This window comes from Andreprevotia sp. IGB-42 (assembly GCF_009848685.1).
In the GTDB taxonomy this organism is placed as follows: domain Bacteria; phylum Pseudomonadota; class Gammaproteobacteria; order Burkholderiales; family Chitinibacteraceae; genus Andreprevotia.
Window position 1 is genome coordinate 18,626 of record NZ_WXTX01000010.1, and the last position, 24,247, is coordinate 42,872.

30 protein-coding genes are annotated in these 24,247 nt (G+C 63.0%); 15 read left to right on the plus strand and 15 right to left on the minus strand.

Annotated features, from left to right (window positions below; genetic code table 11):
* Nucleotides 1-7 precede the first annotated feature (7 nt).
* Genes IGB42_RS15235 through IGB42_RS15265 form a run of 7 tightly spaced genes read right to left on the minus strand, consistent with a single transcriptional unit; the run spans nt 8 to nt 6,652 of the window.
* The gene (locus tag IGB42_RS15235) at nt 8-979 is read right to left on the minus strand and encodes a Gfo/Idh/MocA family protein (protein WP_159673168.1); all 972 of its coding nucleotides are present in this window, start codon (nt 977-979) and stop codon (nt 8-10) included.
* Nucleotides 980-981: 2 nt separating this feature from the next.
* Nucleotides 982-1,575 (minus strand): methionine biosynthesis protein MetW, encoded by a 594-nt coding sequence (metW, locus tag IGB42_RS15240; RefSeq protein WP_159673170.1) that lies wholly within the window; start codon nt 1,573-1,575, stop codon nt 982-984.
* Complete coding sequence (locus IGB42_RS15245) at nt 1,572-2,705, minus strand: homoserine O-acetyltransferase (protein WP_159673172.1); 1,134 nt, start codon at nt 2,703-2,705, stop codon at nt 1,572-1,574. The genes metW and IGB42_RS15245 overlap by 4 nt, the downstream gene beginning before the upstream one ends.
* 53 nt (nt 2,706-2,758) lie before the next feature.
* Entirely contained in the window at nt 2,759-3,754 is a 996-nt protein-coding gene (locus tag IGB42_RS15250) for a glycosyltransferase family 9 protein (RefSeq protein ID WP_159673174.1), read from the minus strand.
* The gene (locus IGB42_RS15255) at nt 3,751-4,566 is read right to left on the minus strand and encodes a glycosyltransferase family 2 protein (RefSeq protein ID WP_159673176.1); all 816 of its coding nucleotides are present in this window, start codon (nt 4,564-4,566) and stop codon (nt 3,751-3,753) included. The genes IGB42_RS15250 and IGB42_RS15255 overlap by 4 nt, the downstream gene beginning before the upstream one ends.
* Nucleotides 4,563-5,783 carry an O-antigen ligase gene (locus IGB42_RS15260; RefSeq protein ID WP_159673178.1) on the minus strand — a complete coding sequence of 407 codons (1,221 nt, stop codon included), beginning with the start codon at nt 5,781-5,783 and terminating at the stop codon, nt 4,563-4,565. The genes IGB42_RS15255 and IGB42_RS15260 overlap by 4 nt, the downstream gene beginning before the upstream one ends.
* Nucleotides 5,780-6,652: a glycosyltransferase gene (locus IGB42_RS15265; RefSeq protein ID WP_159673180.1), complete on the minus strand. Its 873-nt coding sequence runs from the start codon at nt 6,650-6,652 to the stop codon at nt 5,780-5,782. The genes IGB42_RS15260 and IGB42_RS15265 overlap by 4 nt, the downstream gene beginning before the upstream one ends.
* Before the next feature lie 167 nt (nt 6,653-6,819).
* Between IGB42_RS15265 and IGB42_RS15270 the strand changes: the two genes are divergently transcribed.
* The gene (locus IGB42_RS15270; protein WP_159673182.1) at nt 6,820-7,593 is read left to right on the plus strand and encodes a glycosyltransferase family 2 protein; all 774 of its coding nucleotides are present in this window, start codon (nt 6,820-6,822) and stop codon (nt 7,591-7,593) included.
* Nucleotides 7,594-7,686: 93 nt separating this feature from the next.
* On the opposite strand, the gene aroG is transcribed toward IGB42_RS15270, so the two are convergent.
* From aroG to IGB42_RS15285, 3 genes are all read right to left on the minus strand, one after another.
* A complete protein-coding gene (gene aroG / locus IGB42_RS15275; RefSeq protein WP_159673184.1) occupies nt 7,687-8,742 on the minus strand; it encodes a 3-deoxy-7-phosphoheptulonate synthase AroG in 1,056 nt (351 codons plus the stop codon).
* A gap of 202 nt (nt 8,743-8,944) precedes the next feature.
* Nucleotides 8,945-9,361 (minus strand): RNA polymerase-binding protein DksA, encoded by a 417-nt coding sequence (dksA, locus tag IGB42_RS15280; RefSeq protein ID WP_159673186.1) that lies wholly within the window; start codon nt 9,359-9,361, stop codon nt 8,945-8,947.
* A 132-nt stretch (nt 9,362-9,493) separates the two neighbouring features.
* Nucleotides 9,494-9,808 (minus strand): c-type cytochrome, encoded by a 315-nt coding sequence (locus tag IGB42_RS15285; protein WP_159673188.1) that lies wholly within the window; start codon nt 9,806-9,808, stop codon nt 9,494-9,496.
* A 160-nt stretch (nt 9,809-9,968) separates the two neighbouring features.
* On the opposite strand from IGB42_RS15285, the gene IGB42_RS15290 reads away from it, so the two are divergent.
* From IGB42_RS15290 to IGB42_RS15320, 7 genes are all read left to right on the plus strand, one after another.
* Nucleotides 9,969-10,823, plus strand: coding sequence for a cell envelope integrity protein TolA (locus tag IGB42_RS15290; RefSeq protein ID WP_159673190.1), 855 nt, complete (start codon nt 9,969-9,971; stop codon nt 10,821-10,823).
* An 11-nt stretch (nt 10,824-10,834) separates the two neighbouring features.
* On the plus strand, nt 10,835-11,356 hold the full coding sequence (ruvC, locus tag IGB42_RS15295) for a crossover junction endodeoxyribonuclease RuvC (protein ID WP_159673192.1): 522 nt from the start codon (nt 10,835-10,837) through the stop codon (nt 11,354-11,356).
* Nucleotides 11,353-11,970 carry a vancomycin high temperature exclusion protein gene (locus IGB42_RS15300; protein ID WP_159673194.1) on the plus strand — a complete coding sequence of 206 codons (618 nt, stop codon included), beginning with the start codon at nt 11,353-11,355 and terminating at the stop codon, nt 11,968-11,970. Before ruvC ends, IGB42_RS15300 begins: the two co-directional genes overlap by 4 nt.
* Nucleotides 11,971-12,009: 39 nt before the next feature.
* Nucleotides 12,010-12,291 (plus strand): zf-TFIIB domain-containing protein, encoded by a 282-nt coding sequence (locus tag IGB42_RS15305; protein ID WP_159673196.1) that lies wholly within the window; start codon nt 12,010-12,012, stop codon nt 12,289-12,291.
* A 137-nt stretch (nt 12,292-12,428) separates the two neighbouring features.
* Nucleotides 12,429-13,031 carry a Holliday junction branch migration protein RuvA gene (gene ruvA, locus IGB42_RS15310; RefSeq protein WP_159673198.1) on the plus strand — a complete coding sequence of 201 codons (603 nt, stop codon included), beginning with the start codon at nt 12,429-12,431 and terminating at the stop codon, nt 13,029-13,031.
* 42 nt (nt 13,032-13,073) lie between these two features.
* Nucleotides 13,074-14,108 (plus strand): Holliday junction branch migration DNA helicase RuvB, encoded by a 1,035-nt coding sequence (gene ruvB / locus IGB42_RS15315; protein WP_159673200.1) that lies wholly within the window; start codon nt 13,074-13,076, stop codon nt 14,106-14,108.
* A gap of 78 nt (nt 14,109-14,186) precedes the next feature.
* Nucleotides 14,187-14,996: an ABC transporter substrate-binding protein gene (locus IGB42_RS15320; RefSeq protein ID WP_159673202.1), complete on the plus strand. Its 810-nt coding sequence runs from the start codon at nt 14,187-14,189 to the stop codon at nt 14,994-14,996.
* A gap of 16 nt (nt 14,997-15,012) precedes the next feature.
* Here the strand turns inward: IGB42_RS15320 and IGB42_RS15325 are convergent, their stop codons facing one another.
* From IGB42_RS15325 to IGB42_RS15345, 5 genes are read right to left on the minus strand one after another with little or no spacing between them, the layout of a single operon-like run.
* The gene (locus tag IGB42_RS15325; protein WP_201799958.1) at nt 15,013-15,918 is read right to left on the minus strand and encodes a metal ABC transporter substrate-binding protein; all 906 of its coding nucleotides are present in this window, start codon (nt 15,916-15,918) and stop codon (nt 15,013-15,015) included.
* Nucleotides 15,919-15,923: 5 nt separating this feature from the next.
* Nucleotides 15,924-16,796 (minus strand): metal ABC transporter permease, encoded by an 873-nt coding sequence (locus IGB42_RS15330; RefSeq protein ID WP_159673204.1) that lies wholly within the window; start codon nt 16,794-16,796, stop codon nt 15,924-15,926.
* The gene (locus tag IGB42_RS15335; RefSeq protein ID WP_159673206.1) at nt 16,793-17,554 is read right to left on the minus strand and encodes a metal ABC transporter ATP-binding protein; all 762 of its coding nucleotides are present in this window, start codon (nt 17,552-17,554) and stop codon (nt 16,793-16,795) included. The genes IGB42_RS15330 and IGB42_RS15335 overlap by 4 nt, the downstream gene beginning before the upstream one ends.
* On the minus strand, nt 17,551-17,760 hold the full coding sequence (locus tag IGB42_RS15340; protein ID WP_159673208.1) for a hypothetical protein: 210 nt from the start codon (nt 17,758-17,760) through the stop codon (nt 17,551-17,553). Before IGB42_RS15340 ends, IGB42_RS15335 begins: the two co-directional genes overlap by 4 nt.
* Nucleotides 17,757-18,194, minus strand: coding sequence for a Fur family transcriptional regulator (locus IGB42_RS15345; RefSeq protein ID WP_159673210.1), 438 nt, complete (start codon nt 18,192-18,194; stop codon nt 17,757-17,759). Before IGB42_RS15345 ends, IGB42_RS15340 begins: the two co-directional genes overlap by 4 nt.
* A 296-nt stretch (nt 18,195-18,490) precedes the next feature.
* Between IGB42_RS15345 and tolQ the strand changes: the two genes are divergently transcribed.
* From tolQ to queE, 7 genes are all read left to right on the plus strand, one after another.
* A complete protein-coding gene (gene tolQ / locus IGB42_RS15350; protein WP_159673456.1) occupies nt 18,491-19,147 on the plus strand; it encodes a protein TolQ in 657 nt (218 codons plus the stop codon).
* Between the two features lie 12 nt (nt 19,148-19,159).
* Nucleotides 19,160-19,579, plus strand: a complete 420-nt coding sequence (gene tolR / locus IGB42_RS15355; protein ID WP_159673212.1) for a protein TolR — start codon at nt 19,160-19,162, stop codon at nt 19,577-19,579.
* A gap of 6 nt (nt 19,580-19,585) precedes the next feature.
* On the plus strand, nt 19,586-20,467 hold the full coding sequence (locus IGB42_RS22565; RefSeq protein ID WP_159673214.1) for a cell envelope integrity protein TolA: 882 nt from the start codon (nt 19,586-19,588) through the stop codon (nt 20,465-20,467).
* A gap of 60 nt (nt 20,468-20,527) precedes the next feature.
* Nucleotides 20,528-21,829, plus strand: a complete 1,302-nt coding sequence (gene tolB, locus IGB42_RS15365; protein WP_159673216.1) for a Tol-Pal system beta propeller repeat protein TolB — start codon at nt 20,528-20,530, stop codon at nt 21,827-21,829.
* A 100-nt stretch (nt 21,830-21,929) separates the two neighbouring features.
* Entirely contained in the window at nt 21,930-22,481 is a 552-nt protein-coding gene (gene pal / locus IGB42_RS15370; RefSeq protein WP_159673218.1) for a peptidoglycan-associated lipoprotein Pal, read from the plus strand.
* A gap of 109 nt (nt 22,482-22,590) precedes the next feature.
* A complete protein-coding gene (gene ybgF, locus IGB42_RS15375; protein ID WP_159673220.1) occupies nt 22,591-23,334 on the plus strand; it encodes a tol-pal system protein YbgF in 744 nt (247 codons plus the stop codon).
* A gap of 227 nt (nt 23,335-23,561) precedes the next feature.
* On the plus strand, nt 23,562-24,206 hold the full coding sequence (gene queE / locus IGB42_RS15380; protein WP_236822604.1) for a 7-carboxy-7-deazaguanine synthase QueE: 645 nt from the start codon (nt 23,562-23,564) through the stop codon (nt 24,204-24,206).
* Nucleotides 24,207-24,247 lie beyond the last annotated feature (41 nt).

Sequence of the window (24,247 nt, forward strand, 5' to 3'; positions counted from 1 at the left end):
GCCTGGCTTATTCCTCGAAGGGATAACGCAGCCCCAAACCCGCGCGGGCCGCGTCCATCATCTGAATCATGGCACGTGAATGCGCGTGCGTGAGGATATCGCTTTCATTGCTGCCGGCGCGGATCAGCCCGCAGAAATGCGCGGTTTCATAATTGAGGCCGCTACCCTCGAAAGGCGCATCGATTTCCACCCTGCGGCCATCGCGGTAATTCACCACCGCGTGCAGCGGGTTCCACCACTTTTCGCGGATCACCACGTGACCGCTGCTGCCGCCGATCATCGCATCACCGCTGCCGCTGGTATCCAGCCCGCAGTACAACTGCGCGATCCCGGTGGCGTGCTGCGACTGGATACTGGCAAAGGTATCCACGCCGCTGCTGCCGATACGCCCCAGTGTCTGCACATCCAGCGCCGGGCCCAGCCAGTCCACCGCGAGGAAAGCCGCGTAGATGCCGATATCGAGCAGGCCGCCGCCCGCCTGCGCCGGATCGAGCACCGCGTGCCCGGCCGGTACGCCGGAACTGGCAAAACCGGCACGCACGAAACGCACCTTGCCGATCGGATCGGCAGCAAGATGCGTGCGCAGTGCGTCGAACAGCGGATAGAACGGCGGCTTCATCGCCTCCATGAACAGCTTGCCGCTGCTGCCCGCTACCGCCAGCACCTCATCCAGCTCCTTGAGCGATACGGCGGCGGGTTTTTCACACAGCACGTGCTTGCCGGCCTGCAGCGCCTTGATGCTGAACGGCGCATGGCCGGTATGCGGCGTGGCGATGTAGAGCGCATCGATCCCGCTGGCCAGCAGCGCATCGATGTCATCGAACACCTCGCCGCCGTTTTCCACCGCGAATGCATGCGCCTTCACGCGGTTGCGGTTCCATACCGCAGCCAGCGTGGCATCCGGCACGTGGGCCAGCCCTTGCGCAAAACGCCGGGCAATGTTGCCGGTACCGATGATGCCGAAACGGATGGGGGCCATGGTTATACCTTTTCGAAGCGCACGACCGCCAGGCTGCCACGCCAGTTGGGCAGCACGGTGATCTCCTGGCCTTCGTTCAGCACCACGCGGCCGATATTGCGCATCTGCAGCGTGGCCAGCAGTGCATCGAAATCATGCAGCGTGCAGAAGTGGATATTGGGCGTGTTGTACCACTGGTAAGGGATGGTTTCCGATACCGGCATGCGGCCCAGCAGGATCTGCCAGCGATTTTCCCAGTAACCGAAATTGGGGAAGGTGACGATGCCGGTGCGGCCCACGCGCAGCATTTCCCGCAGGATGCCCTCGACGTTGTGCATGGCCTGGATGGTGAGCGAGAGCACCACGAAATCGAACGCGCCGTCTTCGAATTGCGTGAGGCCCGCTTCCATGTTGCCGTGGATGACGTTGATACCCTTCTCCACGCACGCGGTGACCGAATCGACGTCGATTTCCACGCCGTAATTGCGGGTGGCCTTGTTGCGTGCCAGCCAGGCCAGCAGCGTGCCATCGCCGCAGCCCAGGTCCAGTACCGACGCTTGCGGCGGGATCCAGTCGGCAATGCGCTGCAGGTCGGGGCGGAGTGCGGGGGCGCTCATGCGTTCACCTCCGCGTCGATACGGTTCATATAGGCCCGCATGATGTTGTGGTAGGGCGCATCTTCCATCAGAAAGGCATCGTGACCGTGCACGGATTCGATTTCCGCATAGCTGACATCGCGCCCGGCATCGAGCAGCGCCTTGACGATCTCGCGCGAGCGCGCCGGCGAGAAACGCCAGTCGGTGGTGAAAGACACCACCAGGAACCTCGCCTGCGCTTCGCGCAATGCGGGCACCAGATCGCCATCGTAATGGCGGCCTGGGTCGAAATAATCCAGTGCCTTGGTCATCAGCAGATAGGTATTGGCATCGAAGTAATCGGAGAACTTGTCGCCCTGGTAGCGCAGGTAGGATTCGATCTCGAATTCCACCTCGTAGCCGTATTTGTATTCGCCCGAGCGCAGCAGCCGGCCGAATTTTTCGCCCATGCCGTCGTCGCTCAGGTAGGTGATATGGCCGAGCATGCGCGCCAGCCGCAGGCCGCGCCGCGGCACCACGCCATGCCGGTAGTAATCGCCACCATGGAAATCCGGATCGGTGAGGATGGCCTGGCGCGCCACGTCGTTGAACGCGATGTTCTGGGCGGTGAGCTTGGGGGCCGATGCGATCACCAGTGCATGCCGCACCCGCTCCGGGTGGGTGATGGTCCAGCGCAGCGCCTGCATGCCGCCCAGGCTGCCGCCAACCACCGCAGCCAGTTGGCGGATGCCGAAGTGATCGGCCAGCCGTGCCTGGGTTTCCACCCAGTCGCGCACCAGCACCAGCGGGAAGGTCGAGCCGAAAGGCTCGCCGGTTGCCGGGTCGATGGTCGATGGTCCGGTGCTGCCATGGCAGCCACCCAGGTTGTTGACGCCGATCACGAAGAAGCGGTCGGTATCGATGGGCTTGCCCGGGCCGATCATCGTGTCCCACCAGCCCGGTGCCTTGTCATCCTGGCTGTGCCGGCCCGCCACATGGTGATGGCCGGACAGCGCGTGACAGATCAGGATAGCGTTGGACCTGGCTGCGTTGAGCTCGCCATAGGTTTCGACCATCAGGTCATAGCGGGGCAAGGTCACGCCGGACGAAAGCGCGATGGGCGTCTCGAAAGCGATTTTCTGCGGGGTGACGATGCCGACTGATTGCGTCATTGCTGGAAGTATTCCGGTTGGTGTCTGTTTCAAGTCAGGGTCTGTTCAAACCATTAAAGCAGCCCAAGCGCGATATCGGCGGCTTGGGCGGCATCAAATTGTTCACGTGCCGGACCGGTGGCAACCAGACCGGCGTGGCGCGTGCGGTACGGTGCCCATGTGTGCAGGTTGCGCGCTTCCGCATACAGCGCCAGCACCGGCAACTGCAAGGCGGAGGCAATGTGCAGCCATGCGGTATCGGTACTGATCAGCAGATCGGCCTTGCAAACATGGCTGGCCGCTTCCGCGATGGAGCCAAAGGCCGGCAGCGGCGCGGCGCCCGCAATGGCGGCCAGTTGCAAGGTCTGCTCGCGCTGGCCGGGTGCATCCAGCAAAAACACCTGGCAGGCAGGTACGCGGCTGCGCAGCGCGGCGATCAATGCCACCGCGGCATCCTGGGCCAGCGTCTTGTCCGCGCTGCTGCCATAGCAGTTGAGCACGATGCGCGGGCCGCTGCCGGCATCGAGCGGGCTGGCATCGACGGCAGCAGGCTGGAAATCGTAATCCATGCCGTCGGCCGGCAGGCCCAGCCGCGTGAGGATGCTGCGGTACTTGTCGGTGATATGGCCGTGGTAGGCGCCATGCTGCAGCGACAGGTCGAACATCGGCCAGTGCGACTTGAAGAAGCCGAGGTTGTGCCGTGCGCCGATCAGCTTGACCAGCGTCAGCGTGGTGCTCGAATCGTGTTCTTCCAGCGTGATGACCAGATCGTAGCGGCGCGCGCGCAGCCGGCGCACCAGCGCCAGCGTGGTGGTGGCTTTTTTGGTGTAATCGAACACCTGCGATACCGCGGTGTTGCCGCGCAGGATGGCCGCGCAGGCCGGGCGCGTCAGCACGTCGACCTCGGCCCCCGGGCAACCCTGGCGGAGATTGCGCAGCAGGCTGGTGGCTACCACCAGATCGCCGATCTTGTTGTCCACCTGCAGCAGCAGGATACGCTGCAGGGCGGCACGATCGAACACCGCCGCCTGGCGCGGCCGGCTCAGGATATGGCGCAGCAGGCGGTTCATCGGTTCAGCGCATCCAGCTGTGCACGCGCAGCCGCCGGCCATTTGTCTTCGAGCGCGATCAGCTTGTCGCGGTCGGCAAATGGCGGATAGCCCGCCTTGAAGGTGAGGCGGATGTAATGGTGGATGAACACATCCAGGCAAATGGACAGCGGCTTGATATCGCCAACCTCCAGCGCACGTTGCTTGATACGCAGGTAGAGGTCGAAATCACCGGCCTGCACCTGTTCATCCCACAGGCCCACCCTGGCGATGGCATCGCGGTGCAGCAGCACGGTATTGCCGACGAAGCCTTCCTTGATCTGGCCGGCAAAACGCTGCTGGCGGTCGCGGCAGAATGCTTCCCAGTTGCCGTACATCAGCTTGTGCATCAGGCGCAGCGAGGTCTTGCCGGTGCTGAAGGTACTGAGCACGTTCTTGATCTTCTGCCAGCGGCGTTTCAGCCGCTTGGTGGCAGCGGCGTTCTCGATCTGCTCGATGCCGCACACGGTGGCAGCCAACAGGCCGTTCTGCTGCATGCTGACAATCAGCCGTTCATCCCAATCCGGTGAAACGATCACGTCGTTGTTCAGGAATGCCAGCCAGTCGTGCTGCGCGGCGGCAATGCCGATGTTCTGGCTTTTCGGGTACGAGTAATTGACGCCGTTGCGGATCACCGTGGCCCCCACCGATTCGAAAAACTCGGCGCTGCCATCCGTGGAACCGTTGTCGACGATCACCAGCTGGAACGGATTGCGCGTGTAGCGCTGCAGGCTTTCCCAGAACAGCTCGTTGACCGCGCGCTGGTTGTACACCGCGGTGATGATGCTGATCATGCAGCCACACCCCTGGCCTCATCCTTGCCGAACCAGCGCCCGGCAGTCACCGCGCACGCCAGCAGCACGAAGCCGCTGCCGGTGATGTTGTCGGTAAAGAAGGAGTTGGCCACCGTGGATGCCGCGTAGCACAGCAGCAGCGTCAGCCCCACCCAGCGCTCCGGCGGCTGCATGCGTACCGCCTGTACACCCAGCATGATCATCATGAACAGCAGCGTGACCACGCCGCCGATACCCACTTCCGCCCATGCCCACAGGTAATCGCTATGCGGGTTGGCGCGGGCGAATTCACCCTTGTAGGCACCGGTGAGCGCGCGATATTCCTTCTCGTAGCTGCCGGTACCATGACCCAGCACCGGCTTCTGGCTGATCAGTGTGATGGCGTTCTTCCAGAAGTAAAAGCGCAGGCCCACCGAGGTCTCGGCATTGCCTTCCTGGTACTTGCTCACGTCGACCTGGATACGCTCGATGCCGCCCCGGATCACGCTGGAACCGAAATAGAGCGCCGGCAATACAATCGCCAGCCCCGCCAGCGCAATCAGCACGCCACGGCGGCCCTGCCACATCACCACCAGCGCTGCCAGCAGCACCAGCAGCATGCCCTGCGCGGTACGGCCGCTGACAAAGAACAGGATATCGGCAATGCACACCACCACCGCCAGCAGCGCCCACTTGCGGTAGGCGGCCGGAATCTTGCCAGCCAGCCAGAATGCGACGATGCCGCAGGCCACCAGCGCCAGAAAAGTGTTGTGGTAGGTATGGGTCTGGAACACCGTGTAATCGCCGGGCATGCCCTTCATCACCGGGTGCTTGGCCAATCCTGATGCAATCGACACCACCGCGCTCAGCATGGCGGCAATCGTGAAGCCGCCCAATAGCGCCTGCCGCGCCGGTTGCAGGCTGCAGGCGGCAAAAATCAGCGGCGCCAGCAGGTAAGGGCGCATCTTGGTCAGCATGTGCATGCCAGCGGTGGCGGGCTCCGCCGTCCACAGCATGCCGATGATGAACATCGCGTAAAAAACCAGGCAGCCGATCACGAAGGGCTGGCGCAGCGCAGCCACCACGTTGAGGCGCGCGTCGCGGGTACACAGCACCGCCAGCACCAACAGGCCGACGCCGATATTGATCATGGCAGTGGAAACGGGGATGGCGAAACCGGCGATGAACGCCGCGATCACCACAAACGCATTGTTGCGGTTGATGAAATTGCCAATCATGTGCGGGATACCAGCTTGTAATGTTTTTTGGTCAGGTCGACGCCGCCCAGCAGGCGCTCCAGCCGCATCAGCCAGCGGTGCTTGCGCTCGCGCCGGGTGATCCGATAGCTGGGATCAGCCCTGAATTCGGGCTCTGCATATTCGGCGAGCCATTCTTGCACAATGGCCGGGTGCGTGCCGGTGAATGGCTGCAGGATGCCGGCATCGATCTGGCTGTAGTCATGCGCCTTGGGTGTGTGGTTCCAGTAACGCGATACCTGGCGGATTTTTTCCTGCATCTTCTCTGCCGAGCGCACATGGCCGTAGTGATACAGCGGACAGCCCGCCAACGCAGCTTGCGGGTAGCGGCCGCGCTTGTTCTGATCCATCACCACCCAGAACAGGCCGTCGGGCGCCCACGAGCGGATGCTATTGCGGATGATGCGCGGCGCGCGGCGGTACCACGCCGGGCTTTGCGCGACGAGATCGGGGCTGCCGTAGAAATGGTGGTAATCGAATACCAGCGCTTCGATCTCCAGATCATCCACGTGGCGTTCCAGCGCGGCGCGTATCGTGGGCGCATCGTCTTCATGGATGACCTCATCGCCTTCCAGGTAAAACGCCCAGTCACCGGTGCAGTTGAACTGCGCAATCATTTTCTGCTGTGCGTACACGTAGCCGCGATCACGCATCGCCTCGTTCCACACCGTTTCGACGATGCGGATGCGCGGGTCGCCAATGGCGCGCACCCGGGCCAGCGTATCGTCGTCGGACTGCCCGATGGCAACGATGACTTCATCACAGACCAGCAACAGGCTCCGCAGGCTTTCGATATACGGGTAGCCAAGCAGGCTGCCGTTACGCAGAAAGGTAAAACCGCTGACTTTCATCGGAAACAGGAATCCTTGTGGGCCGGCTTGCAGCGTAGCGAGCAATCGGGCGATTATAGCAGCCCGCTTTTGCCAGCTCCCGTTAAGGAATGACCTTAACTGCCGTGCAATGGCCTGCCCATGCCCCGCATAGCGGTACGTGGCGCAGATTTCCGGAGTTTTCCAGCATGCCGACACTGGGCGTTGCCCTCATTACCAAGAATGCCGCCGCCCACTTGGCCGAGTGCTTGCGGAGCGTGGCGTTTGCCGACCGCATCGTGGTACTCGATTCGGGCAGCAGCGACAGCACGCTGGAGATCGCCGCTGCACACGGCGCCAGCATTGCATCCACCAACGACTGGCCGGGCTTCGGCATGCAGAAGAACCGCGCGCTGGCGCTGCTCGATACCGACTGGATCCTTGCCATCGATGCCGATGAAGTGGTGACGGGCGAGCTGGCCGCTGCGATCCAGCGCGCCGTTGCCGGCAGCGTCAGCAGCGTATTTACCTTGCGCCGCCGCTCGTCATTCTGCGGGCAATGGATACGCCAGAGCGGCTGGTATCCGGACGATGTACCCCGGCTGTTCAGGCGCGGCGCAGCCCGCTACAGCGACGACCTGGTGCACGAACGGTTGCTGTTCGATGGTGCAGCACCGGTGCTCGATGGCGAATTGCTGCATTACTCATATGACAGCTACGAGCAGGTACTGGCCAAAATCAACCAGTATTCCACCGCCGCTGCGCTGCAGCGCCATGGCCGCGGCCAGCAAGGCGGGGTGGCCAAGGCGGCATTGCGCGGTACGTGGGCGTTTTTCCGCACCTATGTGATCAAGCGCGGCTTTCTGGACGGCGGCGCAGGGTTTGCGATTGCGGTGATGAATGCGGAAACCACCTATTACCGCTTCCTGAAACTGGCTTTGCTGGCACAGCCTGCGCAGTTGCCAGCGCCCGAAGATCGATAAAGCCAGCCAGCGCCAATGCCCGGCTTCAATGAAAAATGCCCCACAAGTGTGGGGCATTTTTTTGCAGCAGGTGCCTGCTACCGCAGGCCTGGCTCAGCCCTGCTTGACCAGCGCACGGCGCGTTGCGACGGCGTTGGCCAGTTGTTTCAGCGAATTCACGGTGTCATCCCAACCGATACAGCCGTCGGTGATCGACTGGCCGTAGCACACCGGCTCTTCCTGGCGGCCTTCCACCAAGTGGGATTCGATCATCACGCCGAAGATGGCCTGGTTGCCCGCTTCCAGTTGCGCGCTGACATCGGCGCACACTTCCATCTGGCGGCGGTAATCCTTGCGGCTGTTGGCGTGGCTGAAATCGATCATCAGCTTTTGCGGCAGGCCGGCAGCGGCCAGGTCAGCAGTGGCGGCGCGCACGTGGTTGGCGTCGTAATTCGGTTCCTTGCCGCCACGCAGGATGATGTGGCAATCCGGGTTGCCGGCGGTGGATACGATCGCCGAGTGGCCGCTCTTGGTCACCGACAGGAAATGGTGCGGCTGGCCGGCGGCGCGGATGGCATCGATGGCAATCTTCAGGTTGCCGTCGGTACCGTTCTTGAAACCCACCGGTGCGGACAGGCCGGACGACAGCTCGCGGTGCACCTGCGATTCGGTGGTGCGTGCGCCGATGGCGCCCCAGCTCATCAGGTCGGCCACGTATTGCGGCGTGATCATGTCGAGGAATTCGCCGGCGGTGGGCAGGCCGGTATCGTTCAGGTCCAGCAGCAGTTTGCGCGCAATGCGCAGGCCGTCGTTGATATTGAAGCTGCCGTTCAGGTACGGGTCGTTGATCAGGCCCTTCCAGCCCACGGTGGTACGCGGCTTTTCGAAGTACACGCGCATCACCACTTCCAGCTCGCCCTTCAGTTCTTCGCGCAGTGCCTTGATCTTCTGGCCGTATTCGAGCGCGGCCTTGGTATCGTGGATCGAGCAGGGGCCGACGATGACCAGCAGGCGGTCGTCTTCACCGGCAAGGATGTTATGAATGGCCTGACGTGTCTGGAACGTGGTGGTGGAAGCGGTTTCCGTCACCGGATACTTTTCCAGCACCGCCACCGGGGGCAGCAGTTCCTTGATTTCGCGGATGCGTACGTCGTCTGTCTGGTATTGCATAAAAATCCCTGCGGCTGTGCGGCATAGCATGATGCTGCGGCGCACTATCTTTGTAGCGGACAGGTAGATTAGCGTCTAAAACGCACGCTTGCAAACGGCAGGGACGATAACGACGCCGGCCCCGGCATGGCGGGGCGCGACCGGGCAGCATGCAAGGCGCGCTGGCAATACGCCCCGGCGGGGTGCCGGGGCGGTGCAGACCTCAGTCTGCGTACTGCTTTTTCAGCCGTTCACGGCGCTCTTGCGCTTCGATGGACAGCGAGGCAGTCGGGCGTGCCAGCAGACGGGCAAGGCCGATCGGCTCGCCGGTGTCTTCGCAGTAGCCATAATCACCGGCGTCCAGCTTGCGCAGTGTGGAATCGATCTTGAGCAGCAGCTTGCGTTCGCGATCGCGGGTGCGCAGTTCGAGGGCGTATTCTTCCTCGAGCGTGGCACGGTCGGCCGGATCGGGGGTCGCTTCCTGCTCTTGCAGATGGCTGGTGGTCTGGTTGGCATTGGCCAGCAGTTCCACCTTCATTTGCTGCAAACGCTCGCGGAAGAAAGCGAGGTGATCGGGGTTCATGTAGTCGTCATCCGCACCATTCCAGGAAAGGATGTCTTGTTCAGTCAGTTTGGCCATGATGCTACTCCCGATTGTGAAACGCGCGGGTGCGCTTACAAAACGCACAACACCCGCTAAATGGGCACGCAGCTTAATCAAGTCGCTCGTCCAACGCAATACGCAATCTGCCGACTTCATGTCAGTGAAATATTACTTTTGCGACAACACCCAGCGCACGATGATCCGCAGGTCTTCATCACCGATCACCTGCGGCGGCATGGCCACCGGCCCGCCCCACTTGCCCTTCACGCCCGCGCGCACTTCCTTCATCAACATCTGCTCTGCGTCTTTCTGACCTTTGTAGCGCGCCGCCACGTCCTTGTATGCAGGACCAACGATCTTTGCGTTGACGGAATGACACGCCAGGCAATTGTACTTGGCGGCCACCTTGGCGCCGTCTTCGGCGGCGAGGGCGGGCAGCGTACAGGCGCTGAGGACGAGTGCGGCAGCGTAGCGGAAACGCATTGCAGATATTCCTTACAAATGGGTTATCGATCATCTTAGCACCGCTGCCGGCAAAGGCGGCAACCACGTGCCACAGCGGTGACAGGCGCACGCTTTGCGCGCTGGGCGCTGTGCTAAACTCGCCCGGTCTTTTTTCCTACCGCATGGATCGTCCTGCCGCATGGACCGCGCACATCACTTTCTTATCCCGGCGATCGTGATATCCGCTCTGGTTCACGCCGTACCGATCTTTGGCATCAAGTTCGTGATGCCGGACCCGGCCAAGCTGTTTTCCAGCCAGCCGCTCGATATCGTGCTGGTCAACCAGAAAACCACCACTGCGCCGGCCAACAGCGAAGTACTGGCACAGGCGCAGCTCGATGGCGGCGGCAATACCGATGCGGCCGACAAGCGCGTGAAAAGCCCGCTACCTTCGCTGAACAAGGCACCACAGCTGGAGCTGGAGCAAGCGCAGGCCAAGCAGCAGCAACTGGAAGAAACCGCGCGTGACCTGCTCACCAAGGTAAAAGCCGAAACCGCGCTGGCCCAGGCGCAAGCCAACAAGCCGCAGCAGCAGACCGAGCAGGGGCTCGATACCGAGGCACTGCGCAAGCAGGCACGCGAGCTTGCCGCGCAAGCCGCGCAGATCAGCAAGGATTACCAGCAGTACCAGAGCCGCCCCAAGAAAACCTTCATCGGTGCGCGCGCCAAGGAATACCGCTTTGCCCAGTACGTGGAAGACTGGCGTGGCAAGGTGGAGCGCTACGGGATGATGCTGCTGCCCAAGGATAAAAGCGGCCAGCCACTGCACGGCAACCTGGTGATGACGGTGGAAATCGACGCGCAGGGCAATCTGGTAACCGCGTCGATCACACGCTCGTCCGGCAACCCCGATCTGGATGCCGGCGCGCTGCGCATCGCCAAAATGGCTGCGCCCTATGGCCGTTTTGCCAATGACATGACCAAGGACACCGACATCCTCTCCATCAGCCGCACCTGGAATTTCGGGAAAGCCGGCTCGCTCGATACCGAATAGGCCGCACGGCCATGCGCATCCTCGGCATCGACCCCGGCTCGCGGCTTTGCGGCTTCGGGGTGATCGACATCAGCGGGCAAGCGCGCAACTACGTGGCATCGGGCTGCATCAAGGCCGGTGGCGGCTCGCTGCCCGAACGGGTGAAAATCCTGCTGGCCGGCATAGAGGAAGTCTGCAATGCCTACCGGCCTGACGTAGCGGCGGTGGAAATCGTCTTCGTCAACGTCAACCCTGCGTCCACGCTGATGCTGGGGCAGGCGCGCGGCGCCATCATTGCCGGCCTCGTGATGGCTGATCTGCCCATCGCCGAATACACGGCGTTGCAGGTGAAGCAAGCGGTGGTGGGCAATGGCCACGCAGACAAGGACCAGGTCAGCCACATGGTGCAGCGCATGCTGCGCCTGTCCGGCAAGCCGCAGGCCGACGCGGCCGATGCGCTGGCCGTGGCACTCACGCATGCGCAGCACGGCACCGGCGTGGCAGGCAAATTGCAGCAGCTGGGGCTCAATATCAAGCGCGGGCGGCTAGCATGACATGCCGGCGCAAATGGGGCTGGGTGCTGCTGGTCATCACGCTGGCATGCGCCAGTTGGGCGATGGTGGATGCGCATATCCGCGCGGCCTCTACCGGGCGGATTTATGCCGACACCGCCGCCATCCCTGCACGGCCCACCGGCATCCTGCTGGGCGCACCGCGCCTTGCCCGCAACGGCAGCCAGAACAGCTACTACCGTTTCCGGGTGGATGCGGCTGAGCAGTTGTTCCGGCAAGGCAAGATCACCCATATCGTAGTCAGCGATGACGACCCGGAGCCGATCCGGCGCGATCTGCTGGCGCGCGGCATACCGGCCAATCGGGTCAGCACCGATCAGTATGGCGCACGCACCATCCAGTCGATCACCGCCTTGCGCGATGCCGGCCCGGTTACGCTGATTTCGCAGCATTTTCACAACCAGCGTGCGCTGTACCTTGCCAGGCACTACGGCGTGGATGCCATTGCATTCGACGCCAGGGAGGTCGAAAAATACTTCGGCGTGAAAACCCGCGCGCGGGAACAGCTGGCACGCTTGCGCATGCTGCTGGAGCTGGCATTCGACAAGCCGCCTGCCAGTACCCAACAGGGAGCGGCAGGAACTTTCCACGGCTGAGCGGTCAGACTGACCGTTACCCAAAACGGAGTTAGCCGCATGGATTGCCCGGTCTGCAAAACCACCCATCTGGTCATGAGCGAACGCGCTGGCGTTGAAATCGACTATTGCCCGCAATGCCGCGGCGTATGGCTCGATCGCGGCGAGCTGGACAAGATCCTCGAGCGCTCGCAGCAGGAAGCCGCACCGGCCGCAGCCGCGCCGCAACCGCAATACAACCAGCAACCGGCCCAGCAGCCCGCCTACCGTGACGACCGCCATCACGGCCACGGCCAGAAGCAATACCGCAAGAAGAGTATCTGGGAAGAAATCTTCGATTGATGCGGTGACTGCACTGCGCCGCCCTGGCGCAGTGCCCTCATGGTCACACCCTCTGGCTAATTCAATGCAACGATCGTTCTATATCCGGCAGTGCACGGTTATACTGGCACCATTCTTTGCCAACCGGGTCTTGCACCATGATCGGACGCCTTAGCGGCACGCTGCTGGAAAAACAACCGCCCCATATCGTGGTCGATGCCCAGGGCGTCGGCTATGAGCTCGACGTGCCGATGAGCACGCTGTACGCGCTGCCAGCAGTGGGCGCCAAGGCGGAGCTGTTCACGCACATGGTGGTGCGCGAGGATGCCCAGCTGCTGTACGGCTTTGCCACGCGTGGCGAGCGCGATCTGTTCCGCGAGCTGATCAAGATCACCGGCATCGGCGCCAAGATCGCGCTGGCCATCCTCTCTGGCCTGTCCACCGACGAGCTTGCCGTGGCCGTCGCCACCGAAGACACCGCGCGGCTGGCCAAGGTGCCCGGCATCGGCAAGAAAACCGCCGAACGCCTGGTGCTGGAGCTCAAGAGCAAGATCGGCAGCCTGCCCACCTCGCAGGCAGTGGCCGCCAAGGTCAATGGCCCGCTGTTCGACGTGGCCGGCAGTCACACCGACATCCTGCACGCACTGCTGGCACTGGGCTACAACGAGCGCGAAGGCACAGCCGCGCTGAAGACGCTGCCGGAAGACGTGGCACTGAACGACGGCATCCGCCTGGCGCTGAAAGCGCTGGCCAAGGTGTAATGTGGTTTACGATCACCCCCGTTCCTTGCTGCAGGCTGCACCATGATAGAAACCGATTCGCTGTTTTCCGCCCCCGCCGAGGAACGCCTCGTTACCGGGCAGAAAATCTCGCAGCAGGAAGAACAGCTCGAGCGCGCATTGCGCCCCAAGCTGCTGGATGAATACGTCGGGCAGAAAAAGGCGCGCGAGCAGCTGGAAATCTTCATCGAGGCGGCCAAGCGCCGGGGCGAGGCGCTCGATCACGTGCTGCTGTTCGGCCCGCCGGGGCTGGGCAAGACCACGCTGGCGCACATCATTGCGCGCGAGCTGGGCGTGAACCTGCGCCAGACCAGCGGCCCGGTGCTGGAACGCGCCGGCGATCTGGCGGCGCTGCTCACCAACCTGGAACCGCACGACGTGCTGTTCATCGATGAAATCCATCGCCTGAGCCCGGTGGTGGAAGAAATCCTCTACCCGGCGCTGGAGGATTACCAGCTCGACATCATGATCGGCGAGGGGCCGGCAGCGCGTTCGCTCAAGCTCGATCTGCCGCCGTTCACGCTGGTGGGCGCCACCACGCGCGCCGGCATGCTCACCAACCCGCTGCGCGACCGTTTCGGCATCGTGGCGCGGCTGGAGTTCTATACGCCGGAAGAACTCACCCGCATCGTCACGCGCTCTGCTTCGCTGATGGAAGTGAATATCGTCGACGATGGCGCGTTCGAAGTGGCGCGCCGTTCGCGCGGCACGCCGCGTATCGCCAACCGGCTGCTGCGCCGCGTGCGCGACTATGCCGAGGTGAAGCACGATGGCAGGGTGACGCGCGACGTCGCCGACGCCGCGCTGCAGATGCTCGACGTCGACCATGCCGGGCTGGACGTGATGGACCGCAAGCTGCTCAGCGCGGTGATCGAGAAATTCGGCGGCGGCCCGGTGGGGCTGGACAATATCGCCGCGGCCATTGGCGAAGCCAGCGATACCATCGAAGACGTGTTCGAGCCCTACCTGATCCAGCAAGGCCTGTTGCAGCGCACGCCACGCGGGCGTGTGGCCACCGCATCCGCATATGCGCATTTCGGGCTGGATGCGCAGGGCTGAACGCCTGACGCCGACGGTCAGCGCTTGCAGCGCCTGACGCAAAGAAATGCTATAGCGGGGTATGCAAAGGGGGGCTTCATGCGCACAACCTGCATACGCAAGCGCTGTATCCATATCGCCACCGCGCTGCTGCTGGCCGGGATTGCTGCGGCGTCGCAAGCCGCCGGATGCCAGCGCGTGATCGTTACCACCCACCCGGACTACAAGCCATTCCACTGGTACGACGGCAAGGCGCTGACCGGTGCCAGCGTGGAACTGGCAACGCGCATTCTCGACGACATGCGCTACCCGTACGAGATACGTTATGTCGGCCCGTGGCCGCGCGTGCTCAAGGAGGCCGAGGCGGGCAATGTCGATATCGTGATGAGCCTGAAAAGCACGCCGGAGCGGCGTGAATACATGGAATTCACCAGCGAGCCGGCGTTTCCCAACCCGATGGCGGTGTTCGTGCGCAAGGACAAGGCATTTGCCTTCACCCGCTGGGAAGACCTGATCGGCAAGCGCGGCGGGGTAAATTCGGGCGACCGCTACGGTGAGGGTTTTGACGAGTTCCTGCACGACAAACTGAACATCGAGCCAGTGAACGAGGCCGCGCAGAACTTCAGGAAACTAGGTGCAGAGCGGATCGATTACTACATCACCGGCTTGTATCCGGGCATGGCCTATCTGGCCGACAACAAGCTGGGCCAGCAGTTCACAGCGCTGGGCAAGCCCATCAACAGCGGCGTGGTCCAGGTCGGCTTCGTGAAGAAAAGCCCCTGCCTGGTGCTGCTGCAGGGCTTCAACCTGCGGCTGCAGCAGCTGAACGAGAAGGGCGAGCCCAAAAAGCTGCTGGAAAAATACCTGGGTACGCTGCGGGATGCCGGCAAGGACAGCGGCAAGCGCTGAACGCCGGCAGCGCTAATCAGTTCTGCTTCATCCCCGCCACCAGCGTGCTGATGTTGTAGCGGTACATGGCCAGATAGCTGGCGGCCGGGCCGCCGGCTTTGGACAGCGCATCCGAATACAGCTCGCCACCCACACTGATTTTGGCCTCGCGCGCCAGTTGCTGCAGCAGCTTGGGGTTGGTGATGTTCTCCACGAAGACCGCCTTCACCTGCTCGCGGCGGATCTGCTGCACCAGCAGCGCCACATCACGCGCGGATGCTTCTGCATCGGTATTCATGCCCTGCGGCGCCAGGAAGGTGATGCCGAAGCGCGCCGCGCAGTAGCCGAATGCATCGTGCGAAGTGATCACCTTGCGCTTGCCGGCGGCGATGGTAGCCACCTGCTGGCGTGCCCAGCCCTCCAGTGCCACCAGTTGCTGCGTATACGCAGCGGCATGCTGCTGGTAATACGCGGCATTGGCCGGGTCGGCCTTGGCCAGTGCCACGGCGATATTGGCCACGTAGCGCTGCACGTTCACCGGGTCTTGCCAGGCGTGCGGGTCGATATTGCCGTGGTCGTGCTCGTGCACATCGCCGGCTTCTTCGGCCATCTGGCGCGGCTTGATGCCTGTAGAGGCCACCACCTGCATGCCCTTGAAGCCGGCAGCCTTGATCAGCCGCGGCATCCAGCCTTCGAAACCCAGCCCGTTCAGGAACACCACGCGCGCCTTGATGATGGCTTGCGCATCACGCGGCGCCGGCTGGAACACGTGGGCATCCTGATCCGGCCCCACCAGTGTCACGACCTCGACCTTGTCGCCCCCCACCTCGGCCACCAGGTCACCAAGGATGGAAAAGCTCGCCACCACCGGCAGTTTGGCCGGTGCAGCCCAGCTTGCCAAAGGTACAAGCAGGGCGAGGGCGATCATCAGTTTGCGCAGCATGCAGGTCATCCTTCCAGGTGTTTGAACTTGAGTACGCGCCACAGCAGGCCGCCGTGGCTACCCAGCGCCAGCGACGCCAGGTAGCCGATGCCCGCCACCAGGATGATGCTGGGGCCGGACGGCAGGTTAGCATGATAGGAAATCAGCAGGCCCAGGTAGCCGGCCAGCATGGCAAAGCCGACTGCCACCGCCATCAGCGCCGGCAGGCTTTGCGCCCACATGCGCGCGCTGGTGGCCGGCAGCATCATCAGCCCCACCGCCATCAGCGTGCCCAGCGCCTGGAAGCCCGCCACCAGGTTGAGTACCACCAGCACCAGGAACACGAAGTGCGCCAGCGCGCCGCCACCACTGGTTACGCGCAGGAATTCCGGATCGAAGCTTTCCACCACCAGCGGGCGGTAGAACAGCGCCAGCCCCAGCAAGGTGATGGTGGCAATGCCCGCCACCAGCAGCAGCGCCGGCGGGTCTACCGCCAGCACGGTGCCGAACAGGATGTGCATCAGGTCAACATTGCTGCCCCACTTGGACACGATCAGCACGCCGGACGCCAGCGACAGCAGGTAGAACGCGGCAAAGCTCGCATCCTCTTTCTGCTGCGTCAGCCGGGTGACGAGGCCGGATAGCAATACCACGGTCAGGCCGGCAACCAGCCCGCCGATCGACAATGCAGTCAGCGACAGCCCATACGCGATGAAGGCAATGGCGGCGCCGGGCAGGATGGCGTGGCTCATCGCATCGCCCACCAGGCTCATCCGCCGCAGTACCAGGAACAGGCCGATCGGCGCGCAGCCCAGCGCCAGCGCAAAGCAACCCACCAGCGCCAGCCGCATGAAGGAGAACTCGACGAAGGGGCCGAGAAAAAAGTCGTACAGCATCATGCGGTGATCTCCTCATCGCGGTGGCAAACGGCCGCGTCCGGCACCCAGTTTTCGGCCATGCCGTTGGCGCGCAGCAGGTTGTCGCGCGTCAGCACCTCGCCGCTGCTGCCCCAGGCCACGCACTCCTTGGCCAGCAACAAGGTCTGCTCGAAGTGCTGGCGCACCTGGTCGAAGTCGTGCAGCACCGCAATTACCGTGCGGCCTTCCAGCTTCCAGTGCTCGACGATCTGCAGCAGGTCATTGGTGGTGCGCGCATCGATGGCAGTGAACGGTTCATCCAGCAGGATCAGCGGCGCATCCTGCAGCAGGATGCGGGCAAACAGCACGCGCTGGAATTGCCCGCTGGACAGCGCACTGACCGGGCGGTCTTCAAACCCCGCCAGGCCAACACGGCCAAGCGCCGATGCCGCGCGCTCGCGGTCCGCATGCGAGGTGCCACCAAACCAGCGCTGCCAGCGGCCGGCCTCGTTGGCAGCGCCCAGCAGGATGGTATCGAGCACGCTGATGGGAAACTGCCGCTCGATATTGGCCTGCTGCGGCAGGTAGGCCAGCTGGCCACGCGCAATGCCATCGAAGCTCACCCGGCCATGATCGGGCGAGATCAGCCCGACAATGGCCTTGAGCAGCGTGCTTTTGCCGGCGCCATTGGGGCCGACGATGGCGGTGCTGCTGCCCAGCCGGAACGTACCGGATACATGGTGCACCACCGGGTGCCGCTGGTAAGACAGCGTGAGGTTTTCCAGTGCCAGCGCGGTCATGACAGTGCCCACCAGGCAGACAGCCAGAGCGCGGCAATCAGCGGCAGCACCAGCAGCACGCGCCGCCAGGACGGCATGGCCAGCAGCGTGGGGCGTTGCGGCCGGATATGCGCATGCGCGTGCTGATGGCTGGCTTGATGGCCGTTTTGATGGTTGTGCTGAGCAGGGCCCGGATGAGCGGGGTGATGATGGTGTGCGTGGTTCATACGGTGACTACCTGGCAGTTGCGGCACAGGCCCTTGATTTCCAGTTCGTGCTGGTTCATTGCAAAGCCGGAACCGGCGAGTTCGCGGCGCATGGTTTCCATCCACAGCGGCGAATCGAGTTCCTCCACGCCATGGCAGCGCTCGCATACCAGCAGCACGCCCTGGTGCGGCGCGTGAAAGGTGGGGCACACCACGAAGGACTGCAGGCTGTCGATACGGTGCACGATGCCGGCCGCCACCAGGAAATCCAGCGTGCGGTACACGGTTGGCGGCGATGCGCCCGGCCGCTGCTTCTGCAGCGCGGCCAGCAAGTCGTAGGCCTTGATCGGACCGTGATTGGCGAGCAATAGCGACAACACCTCGCGGCGCAGTTCGGTAAGCTTCTCTCCGCGTGCGGCAAGCCAGCTTTCGGCAGTATCGAGTGGGGCATCCATGATGCGTGCCATCTGCAGGGGTAAAGATGCAATGTTATTACATTTTGCAGCGTAATGTAATGTTATTACACCACCTTCCGGCCTGGCGATACGGCTGGGCAAGATGTCACAGCCGGTGCGGCCAAGCAGACGGTATACTTTCCGCCTGTTGACGAACCCCGAATGCGTGTTTGCCGCGTTCAATACACCGGTACGCTGTCCATCTCGGGCGGCAAGCCATTGCAATCACACCGAAACCGCGCAGCCACAGGCGCGCACCCACCACGGAGCAGGCAGTGACCCCTACTACTGACGACATGTCGATTATCTCGCTGGTACTGAACGCCAGCCTGGTGGTGCAGCTGGTGATGGGGCTGTTGATGGTGCTGTCGCTATTGTCCTGGTGGCATATCTTCAGCAAGTTCTTCACCGTCAAGCACGCCACCAGCCAGAGCGCCGATTTCGAAGACCGCTTCTGGGGTGGCTCGGACCTGAACGGCCTGTACGACCAGACGCGGCGCAACCACGCCATCGGCATGGAAAAAATCTTCATTGCCGGCTTTACCGAATTCCAGAAGTTGCGCCAGCGCGGTGGCATGGAATTGTCGGACGTGATGGATGGCTCGCGCCGCGCGATGCGCGCATCGTCGCAGCGTGAACTCGATTACCTCGACAAGCACACGTCCTTCCTGGCATCAGTAGGCTCGGTATCGCCGTATATCGGCCTGTTCGGCACCGTGTGGGGCATCATGCATGCGTTCACCGGCCTCGCCAACGTCGGCCAGGCCACGCTGGCCACCGTGGCGCCAGGCATTGCCGAATCGCTGGTGGCTACCGCCATCGGCCTGTTCGCAGCCATCCCGGCTACCGTGGCGTACAACCGCTTTGCGCATGATGTCGATGCGCTGGCCAGCCGCTTTGATACCTTCATCGAAGAATTCTCCAACATCCTGCAGCGGCAGGCCGCCAAGTAAGGAGGCGCCACCATGGCCCGTTCCAGCCGCCGCCCGCGCCGCTCGATGAACCAGATCAACGTCGTGCCGTATATCGACGTGATGCTGGTGCTGCTGGTCATCTTCATGGTGACCACGCCGATGATGCAGCCCGGCGTGATCAACCTGCCCAAGGTGGGCAAGGCCGACCGCGACATCAGCGCCGAGCCGCTGCGCGTGGCCATCGGCGCCGAAGGCGCACTGACCGTCACCGACAAGAACCAGTCGGAAAAAGTAGCCGATGTCGACGCCATGGTGGCGCTGCTGCGCGGCAAGCTCGCCGGCAACACCGACCGCCCGGTGGTGATCGAGGGCGACAAGACCGTGCGCTACGAAACCGTGGTCAACGTGATGGATGCGCTGCGCAAAGCTGAAATCGCACGGGTCGGGCTGATGGTCCAGCCGGGGAAATAAGCGCCGATGAGCGATCCGCGCGTAGCCAACCGCGAAGACCACCAGATCCTGTCGCTGTTCATGGCGATTGCCATCCACGTATTGCTGGTGGTGTGGATGGTGTTTGCCGTGCACTGGAAAACCCAGAAGCCCGCCGCGATCGAAGTCGAGCTGTGGGGCGGCCCGCCGCCAGCCGCCGTGCGCGAGCCTGAGCCCGTGGTCGAGCAACCGGTGGTCAGGCCGCCCAAGCCGGCACCGGTGGTGGAAAAGCCCGAGCCCGCCGTGAAGGACCCGGACATTGCCACCGGCAAGGCCAGGCCCACGCCGGTTGCCACACCCAGGCCGACGGTGACGCCGCGCCCCAGCATCACACCGAAACCGACACTGGCGCCCAAACCCACGCTGAAGCCCACCGTGGCCCCAACGCCGCAAGCCACGCTCACGGTCAAACCGACCGCCAAGTCGGCCAAACCGGTGGCGCCCAAGGAAGACGCGTTCAGCGCCGCATTGAGTGAAGGCGCCAAGGCGCCGGCCAATGCCAAGCCGGAAGGCAAGCCCGGCGGCAACGGCAACAACGCGGCCGCCAGGGTCAACGCGCCGGGTACCGGCGTGGGTGGTGGCGGCGCGGGCAGCGACAAGCTGCGTGGCTACGGCAACAGCGTGGCGCAGCTGATCAAGAGCCGCATCGTTTATCCGGGCAGCGACAACCCCAAGGTGGAATTCAAGATCACCCTGTTCCCGGATGGCACGGTACGCGAATTGAAACTGGTGGGCGGCGATGGCAATGCGCAGTGGCAGGAAGCGGTAACCCGCGCCATCCAGAGCGTGGGCGGCTTTCCGCCACCGCCGGCCGGCATCACCTACGATCAGGTCAAGACATTGAACTTCTCTTTCCGTCCCAAAGACTGATGAAAGACTGATGGAAAGCCCGGCACGAAGGCCGATTGAACGCATGAACAGGAGCACAGGATGAACCGATTGCTGCACAGCCTGAAATACACCCGCCAGCTGCTGGCCGCCACCGCCGTGCTGCTGGGCGTGATGAGCGCAGCCCATGCGGACATGACCATCGAAGTGGTGGGCACCGGCGCCAGCCAGTTCCCCATCGCCATTGCGCCGTTCCAGAACGAGCAGGGGCAGAAGCAGCCGGTCACGCCGGTGGTGGGCGATGACCTCACCCGCTCGGGCCTGTTCAAGGTGATCGGTGCCGGTGACCTGTCCCCCGTGCCGTATACGGTGGAGCAGATCAACAACGGCCCGCTGAAATCACGCGGTGCGCAAACGGTGCTGGTGGGCACCGTAGTGCCCGATGGCGATAGCTTCCTCGTCACTGCCACACTGGTCGACGTGGCGACGAAGAACGTCGTGGTGACCTTCCAGCGCAAGGCCACCGCCGGGCAGATGCGCCGTACCGCGCACCAGATTGCCGACGTGATCTACCAGAAACTGACCGGCGAGCCGGGTGCATTCAACTCGCGCATTGCCTACGTACTCAAGCAAGGCAAGCGCTTCGAGCTGCAGGTGGCCGATGCCGATGGCTACGGCGCGCAAGCGGTACTGGCATCCAACCAGCCCATCATGTCGCCCAAGTGGTCGCCAGACGGCGGGCGCCTGGCGTATGTCTCGTTCGAGGACCAGAAACCCATCGTCTACGGCCAGGACCTGAGCAGCGGCAAGCGCTGGAAGATCGCCGCGTTCAAGGGCAGCAACTCGGCGCCGGCCTGGGCGCCCAATGGCAAGCAACTGGCTGTCACGCTGACGCGTGACGGTGGCTCGCAGGTGTTCATCGTCAACGCCGACGGCAGCGGCAGCCCGCGCCGGCTGACCACGGTAGGCGAAATCAATACCGAAGCGAGCTTCAGCCCGGATGGCGGCAGCGTGCTGTTCACGTCCGACCGTGGCGGCAGCCCGCAGATCTACCGCCAGGCAGTGAACGGCGGCGGCGCGGAACGGCTGACATTCCAGAATGGCTATAACGCATCGGGCAAGCTCAGCCCGGATGGCAAGACCATGACCTTGATCACCCGCACCGAGCGCGGCTTCCAGGTGGCGGTGATGGACATGGCCAGCCGCCAGATCCAGGCGCTGACCGATACCGGCCTCGATGATGCGCCGAGCTTTGCCTCCAACGGCCGCATGATCCTGTACGAAACAGACGTGGGCGGCCGTGGTGCGCTGGCCGCGGTATCCAGCGACGGCCGCGTGAAGCAGCGCCTGCGTTCCACATCCGGCGATGTACGCCAGCCGGCATGGGGCCCGTTGTTGAAATAAACTGCAGAAAGATCGAATCACGATGTGGGCCGTGCGGGGAATTTTTCCCGTTCGTCATGGCCCAAAGCAATTGGATTTTGAACCGCCCTTGGAGAACAGCATGAAGAAACTTGCCGCCAGTCTGTTGATGACAGCGCTGCTTGCCGCCTGCGCCAGCCAGCAAACCACCCAGCCGCCCGTGGCGCCGATCACCGACAAGACCGGCACCGATACCAGCGCCACCACCAACCCGGCCACCGTTGACCTCACCAAGGGCAGCACCACCGATGCCAAGGGTTACAACGTGCTGACCGACCCGAACAACATCCTGTCCAGCCGCCGCATCTACTTCGATTACGATTCGTACAGCGTGAAGCCGGAATTCAACGACGTGGTCGAAGCGCATTCCAAGTACCTGAACGAGCACAAGGAAGCCAAGCTGATCGTGCAGGGCAATACCGACAACCGCGGTACCGCCGAATACAACCTGGCACTGGGCCAGAAGCGTGCGGACGCGGTGAAAAAGCAGATGAATGCGCTGGGCGTGAACGACAGCCAGCTGGAAACCGTGAGCTTCGGCAAGGAAAAGCCGCTTGAAGGCGCCGATACCGAAGAGGCATGGGCACGCAACCGCCGTGCCGAACTGGTGTACGACGGCGAAGCGGCCAAGTAAAATCCGCTCGCGACCACCTGCCGGCACAATCCGGCAGGTGATCTGATTCTGCCACCGGCATTGCCGGTGGCCCCACCCGCTGTTCCGAACCGCTACCGCCAAGGGCGCCATGAAAAAACTCGCCGCATCGATGTTGCTTGCCTTTGCCGTGAACGCCCACGCCGGCCTGTTCGACGATACCGAGGCGCGCAAGCAGATCGAAGACCTGCGCACGCTGACCACGCAGCAGACACAGCAGATCCAGCAACTGCAGACCGGCAGCCGCAAGGTGCTGGACCTCGTGAACCAGATCGAACAGCTGAAGCAGGATAATGCCAACCTACGCGGCGTGATCGAAGTGCTGCAGTTCAACCTGGACGAAGCCACCAAGCGCCAGAAAGACCTGTATGTCGATCTGGATAACCGCGTACGCAAGATCGAAGAAGCCAAGATCGAACAGCAGGAGCAGCAGGCCAAGGAACAAGAGTCGGCTGCACAGCAAAGCGATGCACAGCAGTTCGATGCAGCGGTGGCGCTGTCGCGCGCCGGCAAGCATAAGGAGGCCGTGGTGGCGCTGCGCCAGTTCATTACCAACTTCCCGAATAGCGCCAACACCCCCGCTGCGCAATACTGGCTGGGTTCATCGCTGACTGCGCTCAAGGATTACAAGGGTGCCAACGCCGCGTATGGCGCGGTGGTGAGCAAGTATCCGGATGATGCCGTGGCGCCGGATGCGCTGTTCGGCCTCGCCGTGGTGGCCAATGTGCAGAAGGACAAGAAAACGTCCAAACAATATCTGCTGCAACTGATCGAGAAATACCCGCAGTCCGAGAAAGCGGCCACCGCCAAGAAAGCGCTGATCGCCACGGATTGAAGCATGCTGTGAAGCCGGGCTCACCATGCAGTGCATGGGGGGTTTAATGCTGTAATACCCGTTAGTCTGGCGCAGGTTTGATGACCTGCGCCGTTTTCGTTTCCGCCGGACTATCTATCTGGAATGGAAGCCTGTTTTGCCCGGGCTACGCCGTTGCTGCACGCATGCAGCGCATGGCCTGCGCGGGCCGTTACCGCCGGAGTGTGCATCCGGCCGGAGTTTTTGAAGTGAACGACACCCTCAGAATCACGGAGATTTTCTTCTCCCTGCAGGGCGAGACCAGCCGTATGGGTCGCCCGACCGTCTTTGTCCGCCTCACCGGCTGTCCGCTGCGTTGTGGCTATTGCGACAGCGCGTATGCGTTCCATGGCGGCAAGACCATGCCGTTTGACGACATCATCGCCGAAATCCGCAAGCACCCCACGCGCACCGTCTGCGTAACCGGCGGCGAGCCGCTGGCGCAGAAGTACAGCCTGGCATTCCTGAAACGGCTGGCCGACGAAGGCTTCGACGTCAGCCTGGAAACCAGCGGCGCACTGGCCATCGATGACGTCGATGCGCGCATCTCGCGCATTGTCGATATCAAGACGCCCGGCTCGGGCGAACTGGCAAAGATGCGCTGGGAAAACCTCGATGCCATCCGCGCGGGTGATGAAATCAAGTTCGTGCTGTGCGATCGCAACGACTACGAATGGGCACGCGCACTGCTGCAGGAAAAAGCGCTGACCGAGCGCGCGCCGGTGCTGTTCTCGCCGGTGTGGGAAACCCTGCCGCCGGCCGAGCTGGCCACCTGGGTGCTGGAAGACGGCCTGCCGGTGCGCATGCAGGTGCAGCTGCACAAGATCCTCTGGGGCGAGAAGCCCGGCGTGTAATGGCATCCGGCCCGGCCGGTGGCGGCATCATGCGGTGCCAT